The sequence below is a fragment of the Paracrocinitomix mangrovi genome, from assembly GCF_019740355.2.
Taxonomy (GTDB): Bacteria; Bacteroidota; Bacteroidia; order Flavobacteriales_D; family Crocinitomicaceae; genus Paracrocinitomix; species Paracrocinitomix mangrovi.
Map to the genome: position 1 here is coordinate 1,245,780 of NZ_CP091819.1, position 21,996 is coordinate 1,267,775.

Below are 21,996 nucleotides of genomic sequence, written 5' to 3' on the forward strand. Positions count from 1 at the left end.
AAAAAATTGAGATTATGAAATGGTTTAAAATATTCATATTGACCATAGGGTTGTGGACAACAATTGGCTCTCAAGAAGCTAAAGCGCAAATTGACACAACATTCTGGTTTGCTGCCCCATGGGTAACACCAGATCATGACCAAAACACGCCAATGGCGTTTCATTTTTCCACATTTGCTAATGCAACTACAATTAGATTGTATCAGCCTGCATTCACATATGACACAACATTTACGGTTCCTCCAAATACATTGTTTTCTAAATATGTTTCACATTTAGTTAACACACTGGAAAGTAAGCCAGCAGATATGGTTCTAAATTGGGGATTTAAAATAGAAAGTGATTATCCAATTATTGCTGTATATGACTTCATTTCCAGTCCAAATAATGGTAGTTCAAATAATCCTGAAACTTATTCCTTGAAAGGGCAAAATGGGATGGGATATGAATTCGTAACACCTTTTCAAACGTTATGGAATAACAAAATATTGACAAATGATAATAATTCTGATGGTGTAGTTACGCAACCTAAACAATTCTTTTCAGTTGTTGCTACGGAGGATAATACTGTCATTTATATTACACCTAAATGCGACGTTGTAGGTCATCCGGCCGACATTACTTATTCGGTAACTCTCCCATTGGCCGGACAAGTTTATACTTGCGAAAATGTAGTTTCAAACACAAGTGCTCCAGGAAATTCATTAGCAGGTTCAATTGTTGTTTCTAACAAACCAGTTTCTGTTACAGTGAATGATGACTCTGTTAACCCTTCGGGAGGTGGTGGATGTTATGATTTAATGGGAGACCAAATTGTTCCCACTGATGTTATTGGAAAGGAATATATAGTAAATAAAGGTTTTTTGAATGTTGGGTCTAATGAGTCAATATTTGTTGTTGCTACAGAAAATTTTACCACGGTAAATATTGATAATGGAATAACCACTACATCTGTAATTTTAAATCAGGGAGACACTTACCAATACAGTATTACGGAACAATTGACTTCTGTCCATGCTGACAAGAATGTATACCTGTTACACATGTCTGGATATGGATGTGAGTTAGGTAAAGCATTATTACCTCCATTAAATTGTGCTGGATCAGATCAGGTTAGTTTTACTAGAACAAATGGTCAAAGTTTTTTATTAGATATAGTTTGTCCGGCAGGATCAGAAGGCAACTTTACATTAAACGGATCAACAACTTTGGTTCAAGCATCTGATTTTAACCCTGTACCAGGAACAGGTGGTGCATGGATGGGGGCTCAAATCTCTTTTAATACTACAGATATTCCTATTAACACTGCTAATTTATTGACCAATTCATCTGATTATTTTTCATTAGGAATTATCAATGGAGGTGCAACCACTGGATGTTTATATCACTACATATCACCATTCTTGAGGAGAGTTTATGTAGACGCAGGAAATGATACTACTCTTTGTAGTGCAGAAACAATTATTGATTTAAATGGATCTGTAACAGGTGGTGTAAGCACAGGTATTTGGAGTGTTTTAGATGGATCAGGAACCCTAAATTCTCCAACAAATTTATCTACTACGTATGATCCGGTTCAATCAGATTATGATCAAGGTTCTTTAACTTTTGTTCTACAATCAACTGGTAACTGTGATCCGAGATACGATACTTTAGTTGTTGACTTTATTGAATCACCAGATGTTTCTGCCGGATTGGACGATACATATTGTAAAAATAATGTGGGAGCGGTATCTGTTAGTGGTTCATTGCAGTTTGCTTTAGCATCAACATGGTCTGGCGGTAATGGTGGATCTTTTGGAAACGTAGCTAATTTAAATACTACCTATACTCCTTCACCAACCGATTTGGCAAATGATTCAGTAGTACTTTACTTAACTTCTAGCGGAAGTTTCTTCGCTTGCCCGGATGATGAGGATACTTTAGTTATTTATTTTTCAGAGCCACCTAGTGTATTTGCTGGTGCAGATCAGGTAATTTGTTCATCTACACCACAAGTGGCCTTGAATGGAACTGTTAGTGGACCTACCACAACAGGAGAATGGACAACATCAGGTTCAGGAGCTTTTAGTCCTTCAGAATTTGATTTGAGCAACGATTATTTGATTTCTGCAGCAGATACTGCCACCGGAACTGTAACACTTGTGCTGACCTCAACAAATAATGGAAATTGCCTGGCAGTTGCAGATAGCTTGACACTGACCATTCTTGACAAACCTACAGTTACAATTACTTCTGAAGATTCTTTGTGTGCCAATGTGCCTAACATTGATTTAACCGGAACGGTTACTTCTGGATTTACTACAACCTGGATTGTAAATGGTACTGGATCAATTGCAGATCCTAATTCATTGAATACTACCTATGGATTAACTCCTACAGATACCAGTATGGGATCTATTTGGATCTATTTAGAAACAACCGGAGGAATTTGTCCAATTGAAACAGATTCTTTAGAAGTTCAATTCGTTGCTCCACCAGTAGTTTTTGCTGGATTAGATCAAAATCACTGTTCAAATGAAGTAGTAGCGTTGAATGGAACTTTATCCGGAACTGCTTCAGGTGCTAGTTGGTCATCTTTAGGAACAGGAACTTTTAATCCTGGTCCAAACTTGTTAAACACCTTCTATGAGCCTTCGCCCCTTGATATTTCTAATGGAAGTGTAAACCTTATTCTTACATCAACTGCTGAATTTGGTTGTTTACCTGATGATGACACCTTAACTATCACATATTTAGAAGTACCAGTAGCTGATTTTTCTTCAACTTCTGCATGTACAGGTGAAAACACTTTCTTTACTGACTTATCTACAATTGGTTCAGGGTCAATTACAACATGGCAATACGACTTTGGAAATAGCAATACATCTATCGCTCAAAATCCAATTCATAATTATTCAGGATCTGGAAACTTTGTAGTTACATTGATAGCAGGTGCTTCTAACGGATGCTTCGACACAATTCAACAAAATATTTGGATTAACCCTGTACCAGTAGCTAATTTCACCAATAACTACGCCTGCGAAAATGATGCTACTGCTTTTATTGATGCCACTTTCTTATCTTCAGGTAGTATCCAAAGTTGGTCTTGGGACTTCGCAAACGGTGCAGGTACAAGTAACATTCAAAATCCTTCCTATACCTTCGGAAATGAAGGAACTTATTCAGTCTCATTAACAGTGGTTTCAGATTCTGGATGTGTTGGAACTGTTACTAATAGTGTGGATGTATTAGGAGGACCTACGGCAGCATTTTCAGTTACACCTGTACCAGCATTAGCTTTAGAACAAGTTTTCTTTACTGATGAATCAAATGACCCTTCAATTGTTGCTTGGTATTGGGATTACGGAGATGGAATTGGAGGCTTTAATCAAAATGAAATTCACACTTACCAAAATGGTGGATATTATGATGTAGTGCTTACAGTAACTGATACAGCTGGTTGTCAAGATACTGCTGTACAAAATATTCAAGTCATTTTAGAGCCAGCACTTCCAACTGCGTTTACACCAAACAATGATGGCGAAAATGACTTCTTTTTAATCAGAGGAGGACCTTTCCAAGCTGTTGATTTCAAAATATTCTCTAATTGGGGTGCTTTGGTATATTCAACCACTGACGTAAACCACCAAGGTTGGGACGGGCAATATAATGGAACTGATGCTCCTGTAGGTGTTTATTCTTGGACATACACTGTAATTATGCCAGGAGGTAAAGAATTTATTAAAGAAGGTGATGTCACCTTAATGAGGTAGGCATGAAAATGAAGAAAATTCTCATATTGATTTGCAGCGTTTTTGCGTTGAATGCAGGACGAGCCCAAGACTGGCACTTGTCTATGTATGATGCTGCTCCTATGTATCTAAATCCGGCAATGACCGGAGTAGTTGAAGGAGAATGGCGAATTCATGCTCATTATAGAAATCAGTGGAACTCTGTAAACTTTAAACCTTTCAATACAGGTTTAATAAGCTTTGATGCACCGGTTGGTAATTGGGGATTTGGAGGTCAAATAATTAACTACAGGGCCGGAATTGGAAATTATAATGCTTTACAAGGTTTAGCATCTGTTGCGTATACAATCCCTTTGAATAAAAAGAGATCTCACGTAATTACAATGGGAGTTCAAGGAGGAGTTACTCAAAAGAAAGTTGAATATCAATTATTGACATTTAACAATCAATACACTACACAAAACGGAGGAGGATTTGATTCAAATATGCCTTCAAATGAATCTTTTGGAGGACAATCATTCATAACGCCTGATTTAAATGCCGGAATTTTATATTACTATGCAAGACAACAGAGTAGATTAAATCCATTTGTCGGATTCTCTGCTTTTAATTTACTTGAACCTCAAGAATCCTGGTTTGGATCAAGTAATAAACTACCAATGAGATTTTACATTCACGCGGGTACCAGAATTAATATTACTGAAACTATTTATTTGATTCCAAAAGCTCTTTGGATGCAACAATCTACCTTCAACGAATTAACCCTGGCATGTGACGCAGGATTTTATTTAAAAGGAAGTGAAGTGTATGTTTTAGGAGGTTTAACTTACAGAAATAAAGATGCTTTTATCGCCACTATAGGAGCTAAAAAGGCAAATTACATTGCAAAGTTTAGTTATGATACTAATTTATCTCAGCTAACTCCAGCATCTAATGGTAGAGGTGGTATTGAAATCTCTTTCACTTATATGCATCAAAAGAAAGACAAAAAGAAAGTTAAAGTTTGCCCACAATTATAAATAGTTTGATGAAGAAGTTTATTTTGACATATCTCTTATTTGTGATTACTTCTATCACATTTGGACAGTCTAAGAAAGTATGGCTTTATCAAGCAGATTATTACTACGAAAAGCAAAATTATCCTACTGCACTTAGATTATATCAAATGGTATTGGATGATTCATTAGGCCTTTCAACAATTGTAATCCCTTACGAAGCTACTTTAACAAATCAAAAGCTCAACGAACCTAAACCAAGTAAAAAGGATAGCGTTGTAGCAACTGTTCCGGTGACTGACTATGTTTATCATCAAATAGCTCTGTGTTACAGACACGCACATGATTATGAAAGGGCTTTAGAAAACTTTAAAATATCAGCTGAAAGAGGAAAAATACCTGACGACTATTATTATGTGGCCAATTCATTGATGATGCTCGGTAAATATGAAGAGGCCATGAAAGCATATGATGAATTTATTATGCAGGAAGGCACTTCAGATGAATTGTTGGAAAGAGCATTGACAGATATGTCAGGATGTGATTTTGCTACCAAAGTAGAAGCTGATGATGACATTTTCGTGAACATTGCAGATACAGCTATTTTCAATAAAGGAATGGCATCTTTTGGAGTTTCCTATTGGCATAGTGAAAACAAAGTTGTTTTTTCATCTGCAAGAGAAGGAAATGTAATTCTAGATCCTGAATCTCAAGACCCTGAGTATATCCTTGATCTTTATTATGCTGAAAGAGATGATGAATCCTCAGATTGGAATGAAGCAATCAACTTTGGAAGACCATTAAATACATCTCAACATGAAGCTTCGGGATGGTTTAATAATCAAAATGCTATATTCTTTACACGTTGGAGTGATGACGATAAACGCTACAAACACATATTTGTTTCCAGAGAAATAAGCATGAGGTTTTTTGAATCTCAAAAATTAGATTCACTTGTTAATCTTGATAGTTGTAACAGTATTAATCCATTCGTCACAGAAGATGGAAGATGGCTATACTTTGCTTCTGATAGACCTGGAGGTTATGGAGGATTAGACATCTGGAAAGTTAGAATCACAGATGGTGGATTACCCAAAGGAGAACCAAAGAATCTTGGTAAACCAATCAACTCTGAATTTGATGAAAAAACCCCTTTCTTTCATGAGGAAACACAAACTCTCTTCTTTAGTTCAGATGGACATAAAACATTAGGAGGATTAGATGTTTTTAAAAGTAAGTATGATGAAAGTGCCGGTAATTTCAGAATACCTGAAAACATGGGTATTCCAATTAATTCTACTGCAGATGACGCCTATTTTGTTGTAGACAAGAAATTAAGATTTGGATACTTATCTTCTAAAAGGGGTGAATGCACAACTTGTGATTCAACATTTCAAGGATTGTGTTCAAGTTGCTACAAAATTTTCCATACAACGCTACCAGAGCTGGAATTTAAAATTAAAGGATATGTTTATGATATGGTGACAGGTGATGCTATTCCAAATGCAACAATAGACTTTAAAGATATCAGCTACAAATGGGATCATTTTAAAATTCAAGCAGATGAAAATGGGTACTATGAGCATGATTTAATACCTGAACTTGAATTGTTTTTAAGAGCTAGTAGTAAAGGATATTTTGCGGATCAGGCGGTTGTATTTACTAAAGGAGCGAATGAATCAAAAAATATTACACAAGATTTTTATCTAGAGAAGATTCCTGATGATGAGATTACTATTGAAGGTATTGAATATGATTTCAATAAAGCCACTTTACGTCCAAAATCTAAAGAGATTCTTGACAAACTAATTGAATTTCTTGAGCTAAATAACAACCTTAAAATAGAAATTCGTTCACATACAGACTTCAGAGGTAGTGATACATATAACCAGGATCTCTCACAAAGAAGAGCTCAATCAGTTGTAGATTATTTAATTGAACATGGCATTCCAATGAATAGATTAGTTCCTAAAGGATATGGTGAAAGTATGCCATCTGAAATTAAAGATGGAAATGGCCAAATAGTAACTTTGACAGAAGCCTATATTAAGTCTCTAACTGATGAAGAGCTTATAGAGGAATATCATCAAAGAAATAGACGTACTGCTTTCTTTGTACTTGGAGAATAGTCAAACCTACTCTACTCTTCCTGAGATTTATAAATCACGACAGAATTTACGGCGAAATCGTGTATTGCTTTACCATTTGAATCGGAGGCAATAGTCAATAACGAAATTGTTCCCAAAGATGCTTTTATTGCAAATCTAATTGTGGCAGTCAGTATGTTTATATTCTTGGTTGGATCTTTTTCTTTCTTTACCCTTAGTCCCATTGCTCTGTGTCCAAGAGTGCCTCCAAATGAAGTAAAAAGAGGATCATAAACAACAAACAAGAATATGAATGCATACATTCTAGCTGAATCAGGAACATCTCTAAATTGAGAAAATAAATAGGAAATTAGGAACATTGCAGCCACTATTAGCACCGCATCTAAAATGAGTGCTTGAGCCCTCTCAAGAAGACTAGGAGTTTTCAACATTGTTAAAAGAAGCTTATTGCTTTACAATTCTTCTATTTAACACGCGGTCATCCTTAACAATTTGAATCATGTAAACTCCAGTAGGAAGTTCTGACAAATCAATTTGTTTGATACCTGATAAGATATTTTGCTCTAACATTAAAACTTTACCGTTTAATGTAGTAACGAATAACATATCAATGTCTTCTCCAAGTTCAATGTTAAGTAATCCATTTGTTGGATTAGGATACATCTTAACTTCAATAGCATTGTTCTCTTCAAATCCTATATCATCAATAATGATAATGTTGTTTGAAGGAGAAAAACTTTGACATCCGTTAGCATCAGTATAAAGCAAAGTATATGATCCATTTTGTGCTTGATCTACCCAGTTTAAGGAATCATTTGTAGCTCCTGCTACCGGACTTCCATTCAAATACCATTGATTTCCTGAATTATAAGATGAAATTAACCACTGCCCTACTTCTAAAATTGCAGGGGCAGATGGTAAAGGATTCACTATAACATGAATTGAATCTTCACCAAAACAACCGTTAGCATCATATCCATCTAAATAATAAGTAACATCTGTAGTAGTAAATGACCATGGATCAGCAATAATATTGCTTGATAATGTAGAAGCATTGCTCCATATATAAGTAACTCCTCCAGTTGCCATCAATTGCAAAGAATCTCCTATACACATTGATGTATCTAAACCTGCATCAATATTAGGCAGTGCATTTAAACTTACAGTGATATCCGTAGTATTTTCACATCCCGTAGTAGTGTTAGTTCCAGTAAATACATAAGTAGTTTGTACAATTGGTTTTACCCACGGGTTTGATACGTTTGTAGGAGATAAAAATGTTGGATGAGAATCCCAAACATAAGTATCGGCACCTGTAGCATTCAACTGAACTGAATCACCTGTACATATTGAAATATCAGGACCGGCAGTTACATTCGGTAATGGATCTACAGTAATTTCAACTGAATCTATATTTGTACATCCATTTACATCAGTTCCATAAACATAAAACCATTTATCAATGGTATTAGAAGCCCAAGGGTTAGACGTATTTAAATTTGATAAATCGTTATCATTCACCCATTGCCAAGTTAGTGCTCCACTCGCAAAAATATGTGTTGAATCTCCCAAACAGTGTGAATCTGTTGTACCTGCATTTACATTAGGCAAAGACAAAGTTGAAATTGTCACGTTATCCTGATCCGTACATCCATTTCCATCTGTTCCTGTCACAGTATAAGTTGTAATAGAAGTAGGGAAAGCGTATGGATTAGCAACAGTTGTACTCGACAAACTAGTAGATGCATTCCAAACATAAGTTAATGCTCCAGTAGCTCCTAATTGAACCGAATCACCAACACAAACTTGATCATCTAATCCTGCATTTACTACTGGTAATGTAAACCAACTTACTTGAACCGAATCATTATTTTGACAACCATTTCCATCAGTTCCTGTAACATAATACCAGGTTGGATCAGCAGTTGGAGTAGCAACCGGATTTGAAATATTCAATTGAGATAAAGTAATATCTGTATCCCACACATATGTGGTTGCTCCACTCGCACTTAAAGTAGTTGAGCTACCTGGACAAACTGAAACGGCCGTTCCGGCGTCAACTGAAGGCAATCCATAAGTAGTAACTACTGCATTTGTAGAGTTTTGACATCCATTCACATCAGTAATTGTAACAGTGTATGTTCCTGCAGTGTTGGCAACTATAAAACTATCAGTTGCACTAGTATTCCAAGAATATCCAGCATAAGAATCAGTATATAAAATCACTGAACCTCCAACACAAAAATCCAAAGGAGTATCATTATATATGGTCGGAGAAGGAATAGCATTAACTGTTACTGTTACGGTATCATAATCAATACATCCTGAAGCGCTCTCACTACTAACTGTATAAACAGAAGTTGTATTAGGAGAAGCAGTTGTAGAAGAACAGTTTGTACAAGATAAACTTCCCATATCTCCACTTAATACTGCCCAAGTTATATTAATTCCACCTGTAGCTGACAAAGCCACTGATTGTCCATTACATATGGCTGCATCTGCAGAAGCAACAGTTGTCAATTGACAATATTTGATTGTACTATAGTCCAAATTGGTAACTCCACCATGACTTTTACCTGTAACGAAAATATTCTCCGCTGGATCTAATCTTAACTTAGCTGCTTGATCTGACAATCCTGAAGGTCCATTAAACTTAGTATCCCACTCTAAAGTTCCAGTACTAGAATATTTTACCGTTGTATAATCATTATTTGATCCTGAATTAAACGTATAACCAGTAATATAAACGAATCCTGAAGCTGCAATTTGAATATCCGTTGCCTCATCAAAATTTAATCCGGCACTGGTATATCTATCATCCCACAACACCACTCCAGCAGTGTTATAAGCAATTGTATAGAAATCTTCTGATGATTCGTTGGATTTACTTCTACCAGTAACAAAAATATTTCCTGAAGTTTGGTCAACAGCTAAGGCATTTATTCTATCCAATCCTGTATAGTTACCTGCATAAGTTCTTGTCCATTGGTGCGCCAAAGAGTTATTAAACTTCATTAAAACATAGTCTTCTTCATCTAAAGCATTAAAACCTTGTCCTCCAACAAAAATATTTCCTGATGCATCTAAGTCTATTGCATGAGGTGTATCCAGTCCATTAAAACCTGCATCTTGCGTAACACTCCCTAACTGAGTTCCGGCAGAATTGTATTTCATTAACAAAAAGTCAAAATAGGTAGATCCTGAAGAGAATTCGGAGTGTCCTGCTACATAATAGTTATTTGAAGCATCAGCAATAATTACTTTTCCTTCATCATTATCAGGAGTACCATTTGTGTCATCCCATTGAAATACTCCGGCTGAATTATATTTAATTACAATCCAGTCAATGTCTGTTGAGCTAAAAGAATAAGTTCCAGTAAGAATTACATCATTATTAGAATCTGTAGTAATATCTTTTCCTCCATCAAAATTTGATGAACCGGTATAAACCTGAGCCCATAACTGAGCACCAGTCGTACCGTCATACTTAACAACTGCTATGTCCCAATCATTTCCTCCAATGAATCTAGATCCGGTAACCACAATATCACCATTACTATCCATGGCCATGGCTTCAGCTTCATCCAATCCACTTCCTCCATAAGACATCACCCATTGTTCAACTCCGTTTGCATCATATTTTACAGTGACCCAATCGTAATTAGAACCATTAAAAGAAGTACCTGTTACATAGGTATTACCTGCTGCATCCAACTCCAGATCCACTGCTTGATCTATAAAATTTGCGGGGTTCTCATAACGTGCTTCCCATTGCACGTTAATCTGAGCGAAAGATAGGTTCAAGAAAAATGTACACAGTGTAAGTAGTGTTATTCTTGACATAAGTAGTTACTTTTTAGCATTTCAAACCGCTAAAGTAAAGAAAAACTACATTGCTTCAAAGATTTCTTCTAAAAGTGGACACATTTATTCTATAGATGAACTTGTTTCACACATAGATGAACTCGTTTCAACCGTAGATTAAATTTTGAAAAGTTTGCTTTAGTACTTTAATATTAATAATTTCGCTGTTTATACCTACTTTATAAAGAGGTTAATGATGAGAAAATTACTACTTCTACTTATTCTATTCGTGTCGACTTATTCATTTGCAACTCACGTAGTTGGTGGTGAAATCATATACCAACATGTTGGTGGGTCGTCATATATTTTAACGCTAAAACTTTACAGAGATTGTGATCCTGCTTCGGTAGATTTCCCAAATTCAACTACAGTTATTGTTGATGAAGGAGACGGAACATCTTATGGAAGCTTCAACTTACCTATGTTGATTAGGGATACATTAAATCCTGCTTTGGATACGTGTGCCTTTGATCCTGGTATTTGTGTTGAGGAGGCTATTTATCAGTCTGTAGTTTCACTTCCTCCTGGTTCAGGTGGATATCACTTACACTACACCTTGTGCTGTAGAAACGGAAGTATTGACAACATCAATAACCCCTTAAATGCGAGGGAAACTTTTTACGCATATGTACCGGACAACAATATTTACTTGACTAACTCAAGTCCTGTAATTACTAATTTCCCTCCTGTTTACGTATGCAATCAACAAGATTTAAGTTTGGATTTTGGTGCTACAGATGCTGATGGAGATTCATTAGTGTACTCATTTTATACTCCTTATGATGGTGTAAACGGTGGTGGGATTTCATATAATGCAGCAACGCCTCCCAACAATTTTCAAGCAAGTCCTGTAACTTGGTTGCCTAGCTTTAGTGCTACAAGTCCTTTAGATCCTGCCGGTTCCCCTGGATTAACTATAGATCCTCAAACTGGTTTTATTACAGGATCTCCGGTGATGCAAGGGCAGTTTGTCGTTGGAGTTCGAGTTGATGAATATAGAGATGGAACCTTAATTGGTAGAATAACCAGGGATTTCCAATTTAATGTTGTGAATTGTCCTCCACCTCAAGATGCAGGTATAGGTCCAGTTGACGCCTGTAGTGGTTTAAGTATCACTTTTGACAATCAATCTGGAGCCGGAGCAAATGGATTTTGGTGGGATTTTGGAACAGGAAACCCTGCAGATACATCTATAGTGTATGAACCTACATTTGCATATCCAAGTATCGGAACATATCCAATTACTCTAATTGCTCAAAAAGGGACACTTTGCGCAGATACGGCATATTATAATATGATTGTTTCAGGATTGGTTCCTGATTTTAATGCTCCTGACACTGTATGTATTGGAGAAGCGGCTCAATTTACTGACTTGTCAGTACCTGCTGCCAACGGAAATGTAAATGCATGGGAATGGGATTTTGGCGACGGTTCAACCTCGAATTTACAAAACCCTACACATGCATACGGAGCATCCGGAGATTACACAGTACAACTAATAGCATATACTGATGTAGGATGTGTAGACACCTTTACACAAGATATTCATGTAAAAATTCCTCCTCAGGCAGGAATCACTCCAATGCCTGGTTGTAACGGACTTTCGGTGACATTTGGAAACAATTCTGACCCTGGAGCTACAGGTTTGTGGTGGGAATTTGGGACAAGTTTCCCAGCGGATACATCAATTCTATCTAATCCAACATTTAATTATACTGGGTACGGAGTATACACTGTTACCTTAGTAGCACAAAAAGGAACGGCATGTGCGGATACTGCAACATATGACATTACCTTATCTGATGTGACTTCTGATTTTACAGCTCCTGACACAACTTGTTCCAACGTTTTAGTATCATTTACGGATGCATCTTTCACATCAGGTGGAGGAGCAATTGATACATGGCAATGGGATTTTGATGGTGCAGGATCTTCAACTCAGCAAAATCCAAATATCGGATTTGCCACAGCTGGAACTTATAATGTGCAACTTATTTCTTCTTCAGACCTTGGATGTATAGATTCTATTACCATTCCAATTGTAGTTATAGATGCACCAATTGCTGATATAGGGCCTACAGATTTTTGTGCTGGTTTGACTATTGATTTTGCTAATAATTCAGGACCGGGATCTAATGGATTCCACTGGGACTTTGGAACAGGTAACCCAGCCGATACAAGTGACTTGCAAAACCCAACTTTTACATATCCAGGATTCGGAAGTTATACAGTTACATTAACCGCTCAATCTGGAACGGTTTGTCAGACAATAGCTACCTTACCTATTATTGTATCAGAAATTAATGCAGATTTTGTTGCTGCTGATACAGCTTGTCAAGGTTCAATTATTGCATTTAATGATGCTTCAACAACACAAGCAGGTACTACAATTACAGATTGGGATTGGAATTTTGGAGATTTGAATGTTTCATCTCAACAAAACCCTCAACACTCTTATAACACAAGTGGAACTATTCCGGTTCAATTAATTGTTGAATCAAATATTGGATGTATTGACACTATTACTTATGATGTAGAGATAATGGCGCCTCCAGTAGCTAATGCAGGTTTAGATACTGCTGTTTGTGTTTCAAATCCTTCATACCAATTGAATGGAGCTGTTGTTAATGTGACAGGAGGAGTTTGGTCAGGAAATGGAGGTGTTTTCACGCCATCTGCAGCAAACCTAACCGCTACTTATTTCCCATCATTAGGTGAATTAAATGCAGGTTCAACAGACTTAGTATTAACAACTGCCGCCACTCCTTATTGTGCTGCTGATACTGATACAATTACAATATTCTACCTAAGTACTCCAACAATTGATGCTGGTTTAACCATTGAAGTTTGTGACGACACAACGTACATTCAGATGGACGGAACTGTTCAATTTGCTACCAATATTGTATGGACTACAACAGGAGCAGGAAGTTTTAATGACGATAGCCAATTAGATGCGATATATACTTTCTCACCTGGAGAAATTGTTGCTGGAGATTCAATTCTATTTATGGTAGAGACATTTAATTTCTCTGGATGTCCTGATGATCAAGATTCAGTATGGCTATTCTTCAATTCACCTCCTACAATGAATGTAGTATTTGATGATACTGTATGTGCTGGATTCCCTATTCCTTTGAATTCAAATTCAACAACAGGAAATGGTTTATGGACTACTTCTGGAGACGGTATATTTAATCCTGATAGTTCAGACGCGACATTATACGATCACGGAGCAAATGATGAAGCAAACGGAAACGTAACAATTTATTTCGAATCACTAGATAATGGAGGTTGTCCAACCTTGTATGATACACTATTAATTACAATTGTGCCTTCTCCAGATCCTGGATTCTCATTTGTAGAAACTTGTTTTGGAACACAAACCGTGTTTACAGATTCATCTTCTTCAATTGACCCTATTACAAATTGGGACTGGACATTTGAACCTGGACAAACTTCTACTTCACAGAATCCTACTTACAACTTCTTAAGTCCAGGAGTACATCCGGTACAGTTGATCGTTACTTCAGCTAATGGATGCCAGGACACATTAATAGTTGACGTTACATCTCATTACATTCCAAATCCGAATTTCGTGGTTCCTTTCCCTTGTATAGAGCCGTTTACTCAATTTATTGACTCTTCAACTGTCGTTGGTGATTCAATTGTTTCATGGTCTTGGGATTTTGGAGATGGTTCAGGAAATAGCAACCAACAAAATCCAACTTATGTATATGGTGGAACTTCAGTTTATTCAATAAACTTGTCTGTAACATCTGGATTTGGTTGTACAAATGACACAACTATTGCTACTCAAATATTCCAAGGACCAAATGGAGGATTTAATTTTAACCCAACAAGTGGAAATGTTGGTCAAGACATATATTTCTCTGATGCTTCTACTGCAGATGTAAATCCTATAGTAAACTGGTTGTATAATTTTGGAGATAGTACAGGAATTTTTGGTGGACCTGATGCTGTACACGTTTATGATCCAGAAGGAGAATACACTGTAACTTACATTGTGATTGATGCCGTTGGATGTACAGATACTGTAACAGCTATTATACCGGTTTATCACGGACCACTAGTTCCTTCTGCTTTTACACCTAATGGAGACGGGAACAATGATTTCTTAATGATTTTAGGAGGAAACTTCTCATCAGTTGATTTTAAAATCTACAATAACTGGGGTGAAGTAATTTATGAAACTATTGATCCTAATGATCAAGGTTGGGACGGAACTTACAAAGGCGTAGATCAGCCGCTTGGAGTTTATGTCTATACAGCAGTGGTGACGACCTTTGATGGTGAAGAACACGTATTAAAAGGAGATGTCTCACTCATAAGATAAAGCTACAATGAAAAAATTCTTAGTATTACTTTGTTTTAGCGTTTCCGGTGCTATTGCCAATGCTCAGGACTTCCATTTATCACAGTGGGATGCTGCAGCTATTAATGCAAACCCGGGAATGACTGGAGTGTTCAAGGGAGATTACAGAATCCATGGACATTTTAGAACGCAATGGTCAGCAGTGGCAACAAGACCATTCACAACAGGATTGGTTTCTTTTGATGCCAATAAAGGAAAATATGGTTGGGGTGTTCAAGCAGCTAATTTTAATGCAGGAGCCGGTTCATATAATGTGATTAGCGTATTACCGTCTTTTGCATGGAAGTTTGGATTAGATAAGAAAAGACAACATTTTATTACACTTGGTGCATCAGTGGGAATCTTTCAAAAATCAATTAAAATTTCTCAATTGACATTTGCTGATGAATATTCACCTTACAACGGTGGTCAATTTTCTAATTCAACAAATGAGTCGTTTGGAGATGCAAACAAATTGAACTTAGATGCCAATGTTGGTTTTATGTATTACTATGCAAATCCAAGTGCAAGAGTTAATCCATTTGGTGGTTTTTCAGTATTTCATGTAAACAGACCATCTGAATCATTTATTCAGGATAACGCCAATAAATTACCATTTAGATATCAAGGTATTTTAGCTGCACGTGTAGTAATTACAGATAAAGTTTCAATAATCCCTAAAGTTCTTTGGCAATATCAAGAACAAGCAATGGAATTAAATTATTCTGGATTAGCACAGTTTTATCTTGAAGCCTATGACTTATTTTTATTAGCAGGTGGAACTTACAGAAGTAAAGATGCCGCAATTGCAGAAGTAGGTCTAAAATATGGTAATTGGATCGGAAGATTTAGTTATGACATTAACACTTCTACCTTGAACAATGCTTCAAACGGAAGAGGTGGTAGTGAACTTTCAGTAACATACACATTCAGCAAACCTGATCCAAATCCGGTTCCAACTTGTCCTAAATTATGATGAAAAGAATTTTTGCATATTGCTTTCTATATTTCGTTGTACAGGGCGTTGCTTTTGGACAAACGAACAAAGAACTTTTAAAATTAGGAGATGCTGCCATGGTTAATGGTCAGTATACTAATGCAGTTCATTATTACTCATATATACTTTTTAAAATTCAATCAGGTGAAGATGCCATGTACTATCCTTTTGGAGTAGAAACAGCATATAAAGAACCTGTAAAAGATGAAAACGGAGCCATTGCACCACCATCTGATCCTAATGAGAAAGAAATTAGAGTAATACACAAATTGGCTGATGCTTATAGATTAGCTGATGACTACGCTAATGCTGAAAAATGGTATGTATCTGCTTTGGAACATCCAAATGAGGAGTTTCCTTATGCCAAGTACTTTTATGGAATTTCATTGATGTACAATGAGAAATTTGAAGAAGCTAAAAAAGCATTTGAAGAATTTCAAACTGAAAACGGTGATCCTGATAACAAATACTACAAATTAGCTACTGATAAAATGGCTAGCTGTCAATTTGCATTGAATCCTATCAATACAAAAGATAAAGTATCAGTATCTAAGATGGATGATAATATTAATAAAGGTTCAACTAGTTTTGGTCTTCAATTTGTTTCAGATGATTTCTTGATTTTCTCATCAGCTAGAACAGATGAAACACCTGATTCACTTTTAACTGAAGAAAGGCATCCGCTTGAAATGTATATGTTGGATATCTATACTGTAAAGAAAAATGAGGACGGAACTTATCAAAAAGCTGAAAAATTCCCTTATGAATTAAACTCTGCCGAATATCATGAAGGTAGTGTAGTTATTTCAAATGACGGGAATGTTTTATTCTTTACGAGAATGGATCCTAACAATATCAATGAAACTAAAATATATGTTTCTAGAAAGTATAACAATCAATGGATGCCACCTCGTCCTATGGATAACAACGTAAACATGAGTGGATTTAGATCAAAGAATCCACATTTATCAGGTGACGGTACTACCTTATTCTTTTCTTCAAATAGACCTGGAGGTGAAGGAGGAATGGATATTTGGCAAACTACTATTGATGCTAATGGTAATACTACAGAGCCTCAAAACCTTGGTACATCAATTAATACCGGAGAAAATGAGATCACTCCTTTCTATCATGACAACACAAAAACACTTTACTTCTCATCTGGAGGTAGAATTGGATTTGGAGGAATGGATATTTTCATGAGTACATGGAATGACGAAATTGAATGGTATAATCAAGCTGTAAATGCAGGAGCTCCGATCAATTCTTCAAGAGATGACAGCTATTTCGTAATTGATGAAAAATTACAAAACGGTTTTGTGACGTCTGATAGAGAAGCTTGTCAAGAATGTGATTCTATTTACAACTTGCAAGTTCATTGTAACAGAATTTATGAAATCTCTAGACCTGAAATGAAGTTCTACATCTCAGGTTATGTTTATGACATGGCAACTAATGAGGTGATTCCGGGAGCAAAAGTTGAATTTAAGGATGTAAGCTATAAGTGGGATCACTTTGAGTTAATTGCTGATGAAAATGGTTATTACGAAAAAGAGTTGATTCCTAATCTTGAATTGTTCATGAGAGCTTCACAAAAAGATTATTTTGCCGATAAAGCCATTGTTATTACTAAAGGAAAAACAGAATCAAAGAACTTTACACAAGATTTTTACTTAGAAAAGATTCCTAAGGGAGAGATTACAATTGAAGGTATTGAGTACGACTTTGACTCTGCTAATTTAAGACCTGAATCAAAAAAGATTTTGGATAACCTTATTGAATTCCTTGAATTGAATAGCAACCTTAAAATTGAGATTAGATCACATACAGATGAAAGAGGTAATGATAATTACAACTTAAATTTATCTGAAAGAAGAGCACAGTCTGTTGTTGACTACTTGGTAGATAATGGAATTCCAAGAGAAAGATTGGTACCAAAAGGATACGGTGAAACAATGCCTGCTGAAATTCCATCAGAAAGTGGAGAAATAGTAACATTGACACCAGATTATATCCGTGCTATTCCTAACGAAGAAAAAAGAGAAGAATATCACCAAAGAAACAGAAGAACTGCATTCTTTGTATTGGAGCAGAACTAAATTTCTATTAAAAAATATTAATGAATTGCAGTCGATCAATATGATCGACTGCTTTCGTTTTATAGTTTAGTATCTTTGCATTTGTATGAACAGATTTTTGACATTTCTAACAACTACTTTAGTTGCCTCTTCTATCCTTTCATGTGGAGGAGATACAGACCAAAAAGATCCCAATGAAAACCAACAACATTCGGAGAATATTCTTTTTGAATTCGATACTTACAACCAAAAGATAAGCTACTGTATCGGCTTAGATCATGCTCGTGGAAGCTTTAACGCTTACACAGACAAAAGAGTACAAGATTTGTTTGACTTAGGCCAAATAAGAAATGGAATGATTGACTATTTAGCCGGAAATGAATTGCAAATTGATTTCATGATAAAAGACAGCCTTCTTGACCTTTATCTTATGGAAAATGGTGACGTAAATACAGAAGCTGTATCCATGAGGGATGCCAGTTATTGCATAGGGATGGATGAAGCATTTATGCTTGTAAGTTCATTGGTTGGACGTAAAATAGACCAGGATGTTGACGTAGAATACTTGATTAAAGGAGTTGATGAAGGATTTTCAGGAACCAACACTCCTTCAATCCCATACATGGATGCCAAGAAAGAAATTGAGAAATACTACGGTGACATTAATATAAAGAATGGCGAATCCTTTATGGCAGAAAACAGAACTATTCAAGGCATTTACGAAACTGAAAGTGGACTACAATACGAAATTATTCAAGAAGGTAAAGGAATCTCCCCTAACCTTACAGATTCAGTAATGGTTCATTATACAGGAAGATTTATTGATGGAAGAGTATTTGAATCTACTATCCCTTCTAATATTCCTTATCAAGGATCAATGATGAATGTAATTGACGGTTGGCAAGAAGGGTTAATGATGATGAAAGAAGGTGGCCAAAGAAGACTTTATATTCCTCCAAGCCTGGCTTATGGCGAAAAAGGAAAAGGAAGTATTGAACCAAATGCTACGTTAATTTTTGATATTGAATTATTATCAGTTAAGCCTTTTCAGCAATAGCACGCTTTCTTAATCTCAATTTTGACTTTAGCCAATTGACCTGTTTGTCATCCAGAAAAAGGATGTACATAACAATCATTACTATTCCAAAATTGAATATCCCCATACCAATTGCTATGATTAAGTGAAATATCACTCCGAATATTAGGAATGGTATCTTGATTTTTTTGATCCACACCAATACCGCAAAAGAAGCCTGATAAAACAGGGAAGCATAAGTTCCAATCACCGCCAGTATCTCAACATTGGCAAAAGATTGTGTCATCCAAGAGCCATAAGCATCTATTCTTGAAACATACATTAATGCCTTACCTGAAGCCCATTCAGGATCAAGGATTTTATACCATGCACTAAAAATGTATAAAACACAAACCTGAATCAAGAGCATCCAGTAAAAAGTATTATTTAAAATATTCTGTAAATCTCCTATCCAATTGTCCTCCCTTTTTGGATGTATAAACATCATATAAAACAACATCACATTAACCAAAGCTTCTCCTCCTGTAAAGGCGATATAACCCTTAATAAATAAATTTACCGTAAAGAAGAATACCATTACTGATGATATTCTTGGTAATATTTTTAGAATTCCTGTAAACAGAAAAAGCATCTGACCAATTACAAACACCCACATAATCCAAGGTCTTGAACCATTTGCCGGATGACTCAGCAATTGCACCAATCCTGAACTTCCATGATCAAAAAATGAAATATTCGTATTCCATCCTAAGGTACCTACCATTCCATAATAACCGTAAACCTCATAAGCAATAGGTAACAAAGTAATTGCATTGAACAACAGCACCACATATAGAACTTTTCTAAAAAATTCTATTTTCTCCATGAAAGGAAAATCCCTTGTAAATATGTGAGGTATTGCTTTAATCATTGAATTCAAATACCGGGTATTCTATTATACCTGATTCACCACTCTTAACATCTTCTAACTCTATAATACTGTATACTCTACTCGATTTTTCACCTAATTTAATTTCAGCAATTCTTCTACTAAACTTTTTCAACATCCAATAACCATTTCCCTTTTTTACAAACTCAACATAATCATCAGGAATCGGCTCGTTTAGTTTTAAACCTATATCGCGTTTATCGTAATTGATCCAGTGAATAATATTAGCCTCCATTAACATAATGTCTCCATGGTGAGTAAAACGCAAATAATCATATCCACTTTCATAATTTTCTGTAGCATAAAACCAACCTGTAGAGTCATTTTCAGTTACTATATTTAGTTTGACACGACCTTTTACAACAGGGCAAGGAGCAAACATAGACCAAGACTGCATGAAAAAAGGTGTCACATAAGGTTTGGTAAAATTTTTAACTTTTGCCGGGACAAATTGAGAGGGAGCCGCAAACAAAGCCACAAACACAAAGTGGAACACTATGTACAGAAAGGCTAACCAACCTATGATGACTTTAATTTTAGGACTCACAATTTATTATTCTGATAAACTTTTAAATTTGTTACAAATTAAGAATTAAAACAATCTCAATGTCTCGTAAAATTAGTAATTCAGACAAATCTTGGGTTCAAGTATCAAATGACTCAGACTTTCCAATTCAAAATTTACCTTTTGGAGTATTCAAAAAAGGTGTAAATGATTTACCACATGTAGGTGTTGCAATAGGCGACAAAGTGTTGGATTTACATGCGCTTTATTCATTTGGCTACTTAAATGATTTGCCTTTTGGTAAAAGCGATTTTCAAAATGCCTATTTAAATGACATGATGAGTCATGGTAAAAAGGCATGTAGTGAATTGAGATTAAGAATATATGACTTATTACATGAGGCTAATACTGAATTGAGTTCATCTTCAGAACATGCCAACCATGCTTTGTACAATCAATCAGATGTAATCATGATGTTGCCTATTAAAGTAGGTGACTACACCGATTTTTATTCATCAAGAGATCACGCTACAAATGTTGGTACAATGTTCAGAGATCCTGATAATGCTTTATTACCAAACTGGTTGCACATTCCGGTTGGATATCATGGTAGAGCGTCATCTATTGTTATCTCTGGTGAACCGGTAATAAGACCAAAAGGACAACAGAAACCCAATAAGGATGAACCACCGGTTTTTGGACCTTGTAAATTATTAGACTTTGAATTAGAGATGGCTTTTGTCACTTTTGAAGGAAAACCATTAGGAGAATCAATCACCACAAAAGAAGCTGATGACTATATTTTTGGTATGTGCTTGTTCAATGATTGGTCAGCAAGAGATATTCAAACATGGGAATATGTTCCACTTGGACCATTCTTAGCTAAGAATTTTGCATCTTCAATATCACCGTGGATTGTGACACTTGATGCTTTAGAACAATTCAGACTTGAAGGACCTAAGCAAGAACCAAAAGTATTTCCTTATTTAGAGTATGAAGGAAATAAACACATTGATATTAAGCTTGAAGTTTCACTTACCCCTGATGGAGGTTCAGAAAATACAATCTGTAAATCAAATTACAAACACATGTATTGGAACATGAATCAACAACTTGCGCACCACACCATTAATGGATGCAACATTAAATGTGGTGATATGATGGCTTCCGGTACAATATCAGGTCCTACTCCAGAAAGTTATGGTTCAATGCTTGAATTATCATGGAGAGGAACAAAACCGTTGCAGTTAAATGATGGAACTGAGCGTAAGTTTATTCAAGATGGAGACACTATAACTATGAAAGGTTATTGCCAAAATGATGAAATTAGAATTGGATTTGGAGAAGTAAGTTCAAAAATCCTTCCAGCAAATTAA

Annotated in this window: 12 protein-coding genes; 8 read left to right on the forward strand and 4 right to left on the reverse strand. The window is 35.8% G+C overall.

Annotated elements, in window-relative coordinates; all coding sequences use genetic code 11:
- Positions 1 to 14: 14 nt before the first annotated feature.
- From K6119_RS05630 to K6119_RS05640, 3 genes are read left to right on the forward strand one after another with little or no spacing between them, the layout of a single operon-like run.
- Positions 15 to 3,755 carry a PKD domain-containing protein gene (locus tag K6119_RS05630; RefSeq protein ID WP_221836360.1) on the forward strand — a complete coding sequence of 1,247 codons (3,741 nt, stop codon included), beginning with the start codon at positions 15 to 17 and terminating at the stop codon, positions 3,753 to 3,755.
- 2 nt (positions 3,756 to 3,757) lie between these two features.
- Positions 3,758 to 4,753 (forward strand): PorP/SprF family type IX secretion system membrane protein, encoded by a 996-nt coding sequence (locus tag K6119_RS05635; protein WP_237828106.1) that lies wholly within the window; start codon positions 3,758 to 3,760, stop codon positions 4,751 to 4,753.
- 8 nt (positions 4,754 to 4,761) lie between these two features.
- Positions 4,762 to 6,858 (forward strand): OmpA family protein, encoded by a 2,097-nt coding sequence (locus K6119_RS05640; RefSeq protein ID WP_221836364.1) that lies wholly within the window; start codon positions 4,762 to 4,764, stop codon positions 6,856 to 6,858.
- An 11-nt stretch (positions 6,859 to 6,869) separates the two neighbouring features.
- Here K6119_RS05640 and K6119_RS05645 read toward each other — a convergent pair whose 3' ends face one another.
- Positions 6,870 to 7,268, reverse strand: a complete 399-nt coding sequence (locus tag K6119_RS05645) for an RDD family protein (RefSeq protein WP_221836366.1) — start codon at positions 7,266 to 7,268, stop codon at positions 6,870 to 6,872.
- Positions 7,269 to 7,281: 13 nt separating this feature from the next.
- Positions 7,282 to 10,680 (reverse strand): T9SS type A sorting domain-containing protein, encoded by a 3,399-nt coding sequence (locus K6119_RS05650; protein WP_221836367.1) that lies wholly within the window; start codon positions 10,678 to 10,680, stop codon positions 7,282 to 7,284.
- A gap of 214 nt (positions 10,681 to 10,894) precedes the next feature.
- Here K6119_RS05650 and K6119_RS05655 point away from each other — a divergent pair, with 214 nt between their 5' ends.
- The 4 genes from K6119_RS05655 to K6119_RS05670 all read left to right on the forward strand — a co-directional run bounded on the left by K6119_RS05655 (position 10,895) and on the right by K6119_RS05670 (position 19,208).
- Positions 10,895 to 15,058 carry a PKD domain-containing protein gene (locus tag K6119_RS05655; RefSeq protein WP_237828107.1) on the forward strand — a complete coding sequence of 1,388 codons (4,164 nt, stop codon included), beginning with the start codon at positions 10,895 to 10,897 and terminating at the stop codon, positions 15,056 to 15,058.
- 7 nt (positions 15,059 to 15,065) lie between these two features.
- Positions 15,066 to 16,052, forward strand: a complete 987-nt coding sequence (locus K6119_RS05660) for a PorP/SprF family type IX secretion system membrane protein (RefSeq protein WP_221836372.1) — start codon at positions 15,066 to 15,068, stop codon at positions 16,050 to 16,052.
- A complete protein-coding gene (locus tag K6119_RS05665) occupies positions 16,049 to 18,172 on the forward strand; it encodes an OmpA family protein (protein WP_221836375.1) in 2,124 nt (707 codons plus the stop codon). The genes K6119_RS05660 and K6119_RS05665 overlap by 4 nt, the downstream gene beginning before the upstream one ends.
- A gap of 85 nt (positions 18,173 to 18,257) precedes the next feature.
- Positions 18,258 to 19,208: an FKBP-type peptidyl-prolyl cis-trans isomerase gene (locus K6119_RS05670; RefSeq protein ID WP_221836388.1), complete on the forward strand. Its 951-nt coding sequence runs from the start codon at positions 18,258 to 18,260 to the stop codon at positions 19,206 to 19,208.
- Here the strand turns inward: K6119_RS05670 and K6119_RS05675 are convergent.
- Both K6119_RS05675 and K6119_RS05680 read right to left on the reverse strand, forming a co-directional pair.
- Entirely contained in the window at positions 19,189 to 20,097 is a 909-nt protein-coding gene (locus K6119_RS05675) for a hypothetical protein (RefSeq protein ID WP_221836391.1), read from the reverse strand. The genes K6119_RS05670 and K6119_RS05675 overlap by 20 nt on opposite strands.
- Entirely contained in the window at positions 20,090 to 20,662 is a 573-nt protein-coding gene (locus K6119_RS05680) for a DUF5819 family protein (RefSeq protein ID WP_221836393.1), read from the reverse strand. Before K6119_RS05680 ends, K6119_RS05675 begins: the two co-directional genes overlap by 8 nt.
- 59 nt (positions 20,663 to 20,721) lie before the next feature.
- On the opposite strand from K6119_RS05680, the gene fahA reads away from it, so the two are divergent.
- Positions 20,722 to 21,996, forward strand: coding sequence for a fumarylacetoacetase (gene fahA / locus K6119_RS05685; protein ID WP_221836395.1), 1,275 nt, complete (start codon positions 20,722 to 20,724; stop codon positions 21,994 to 21,996).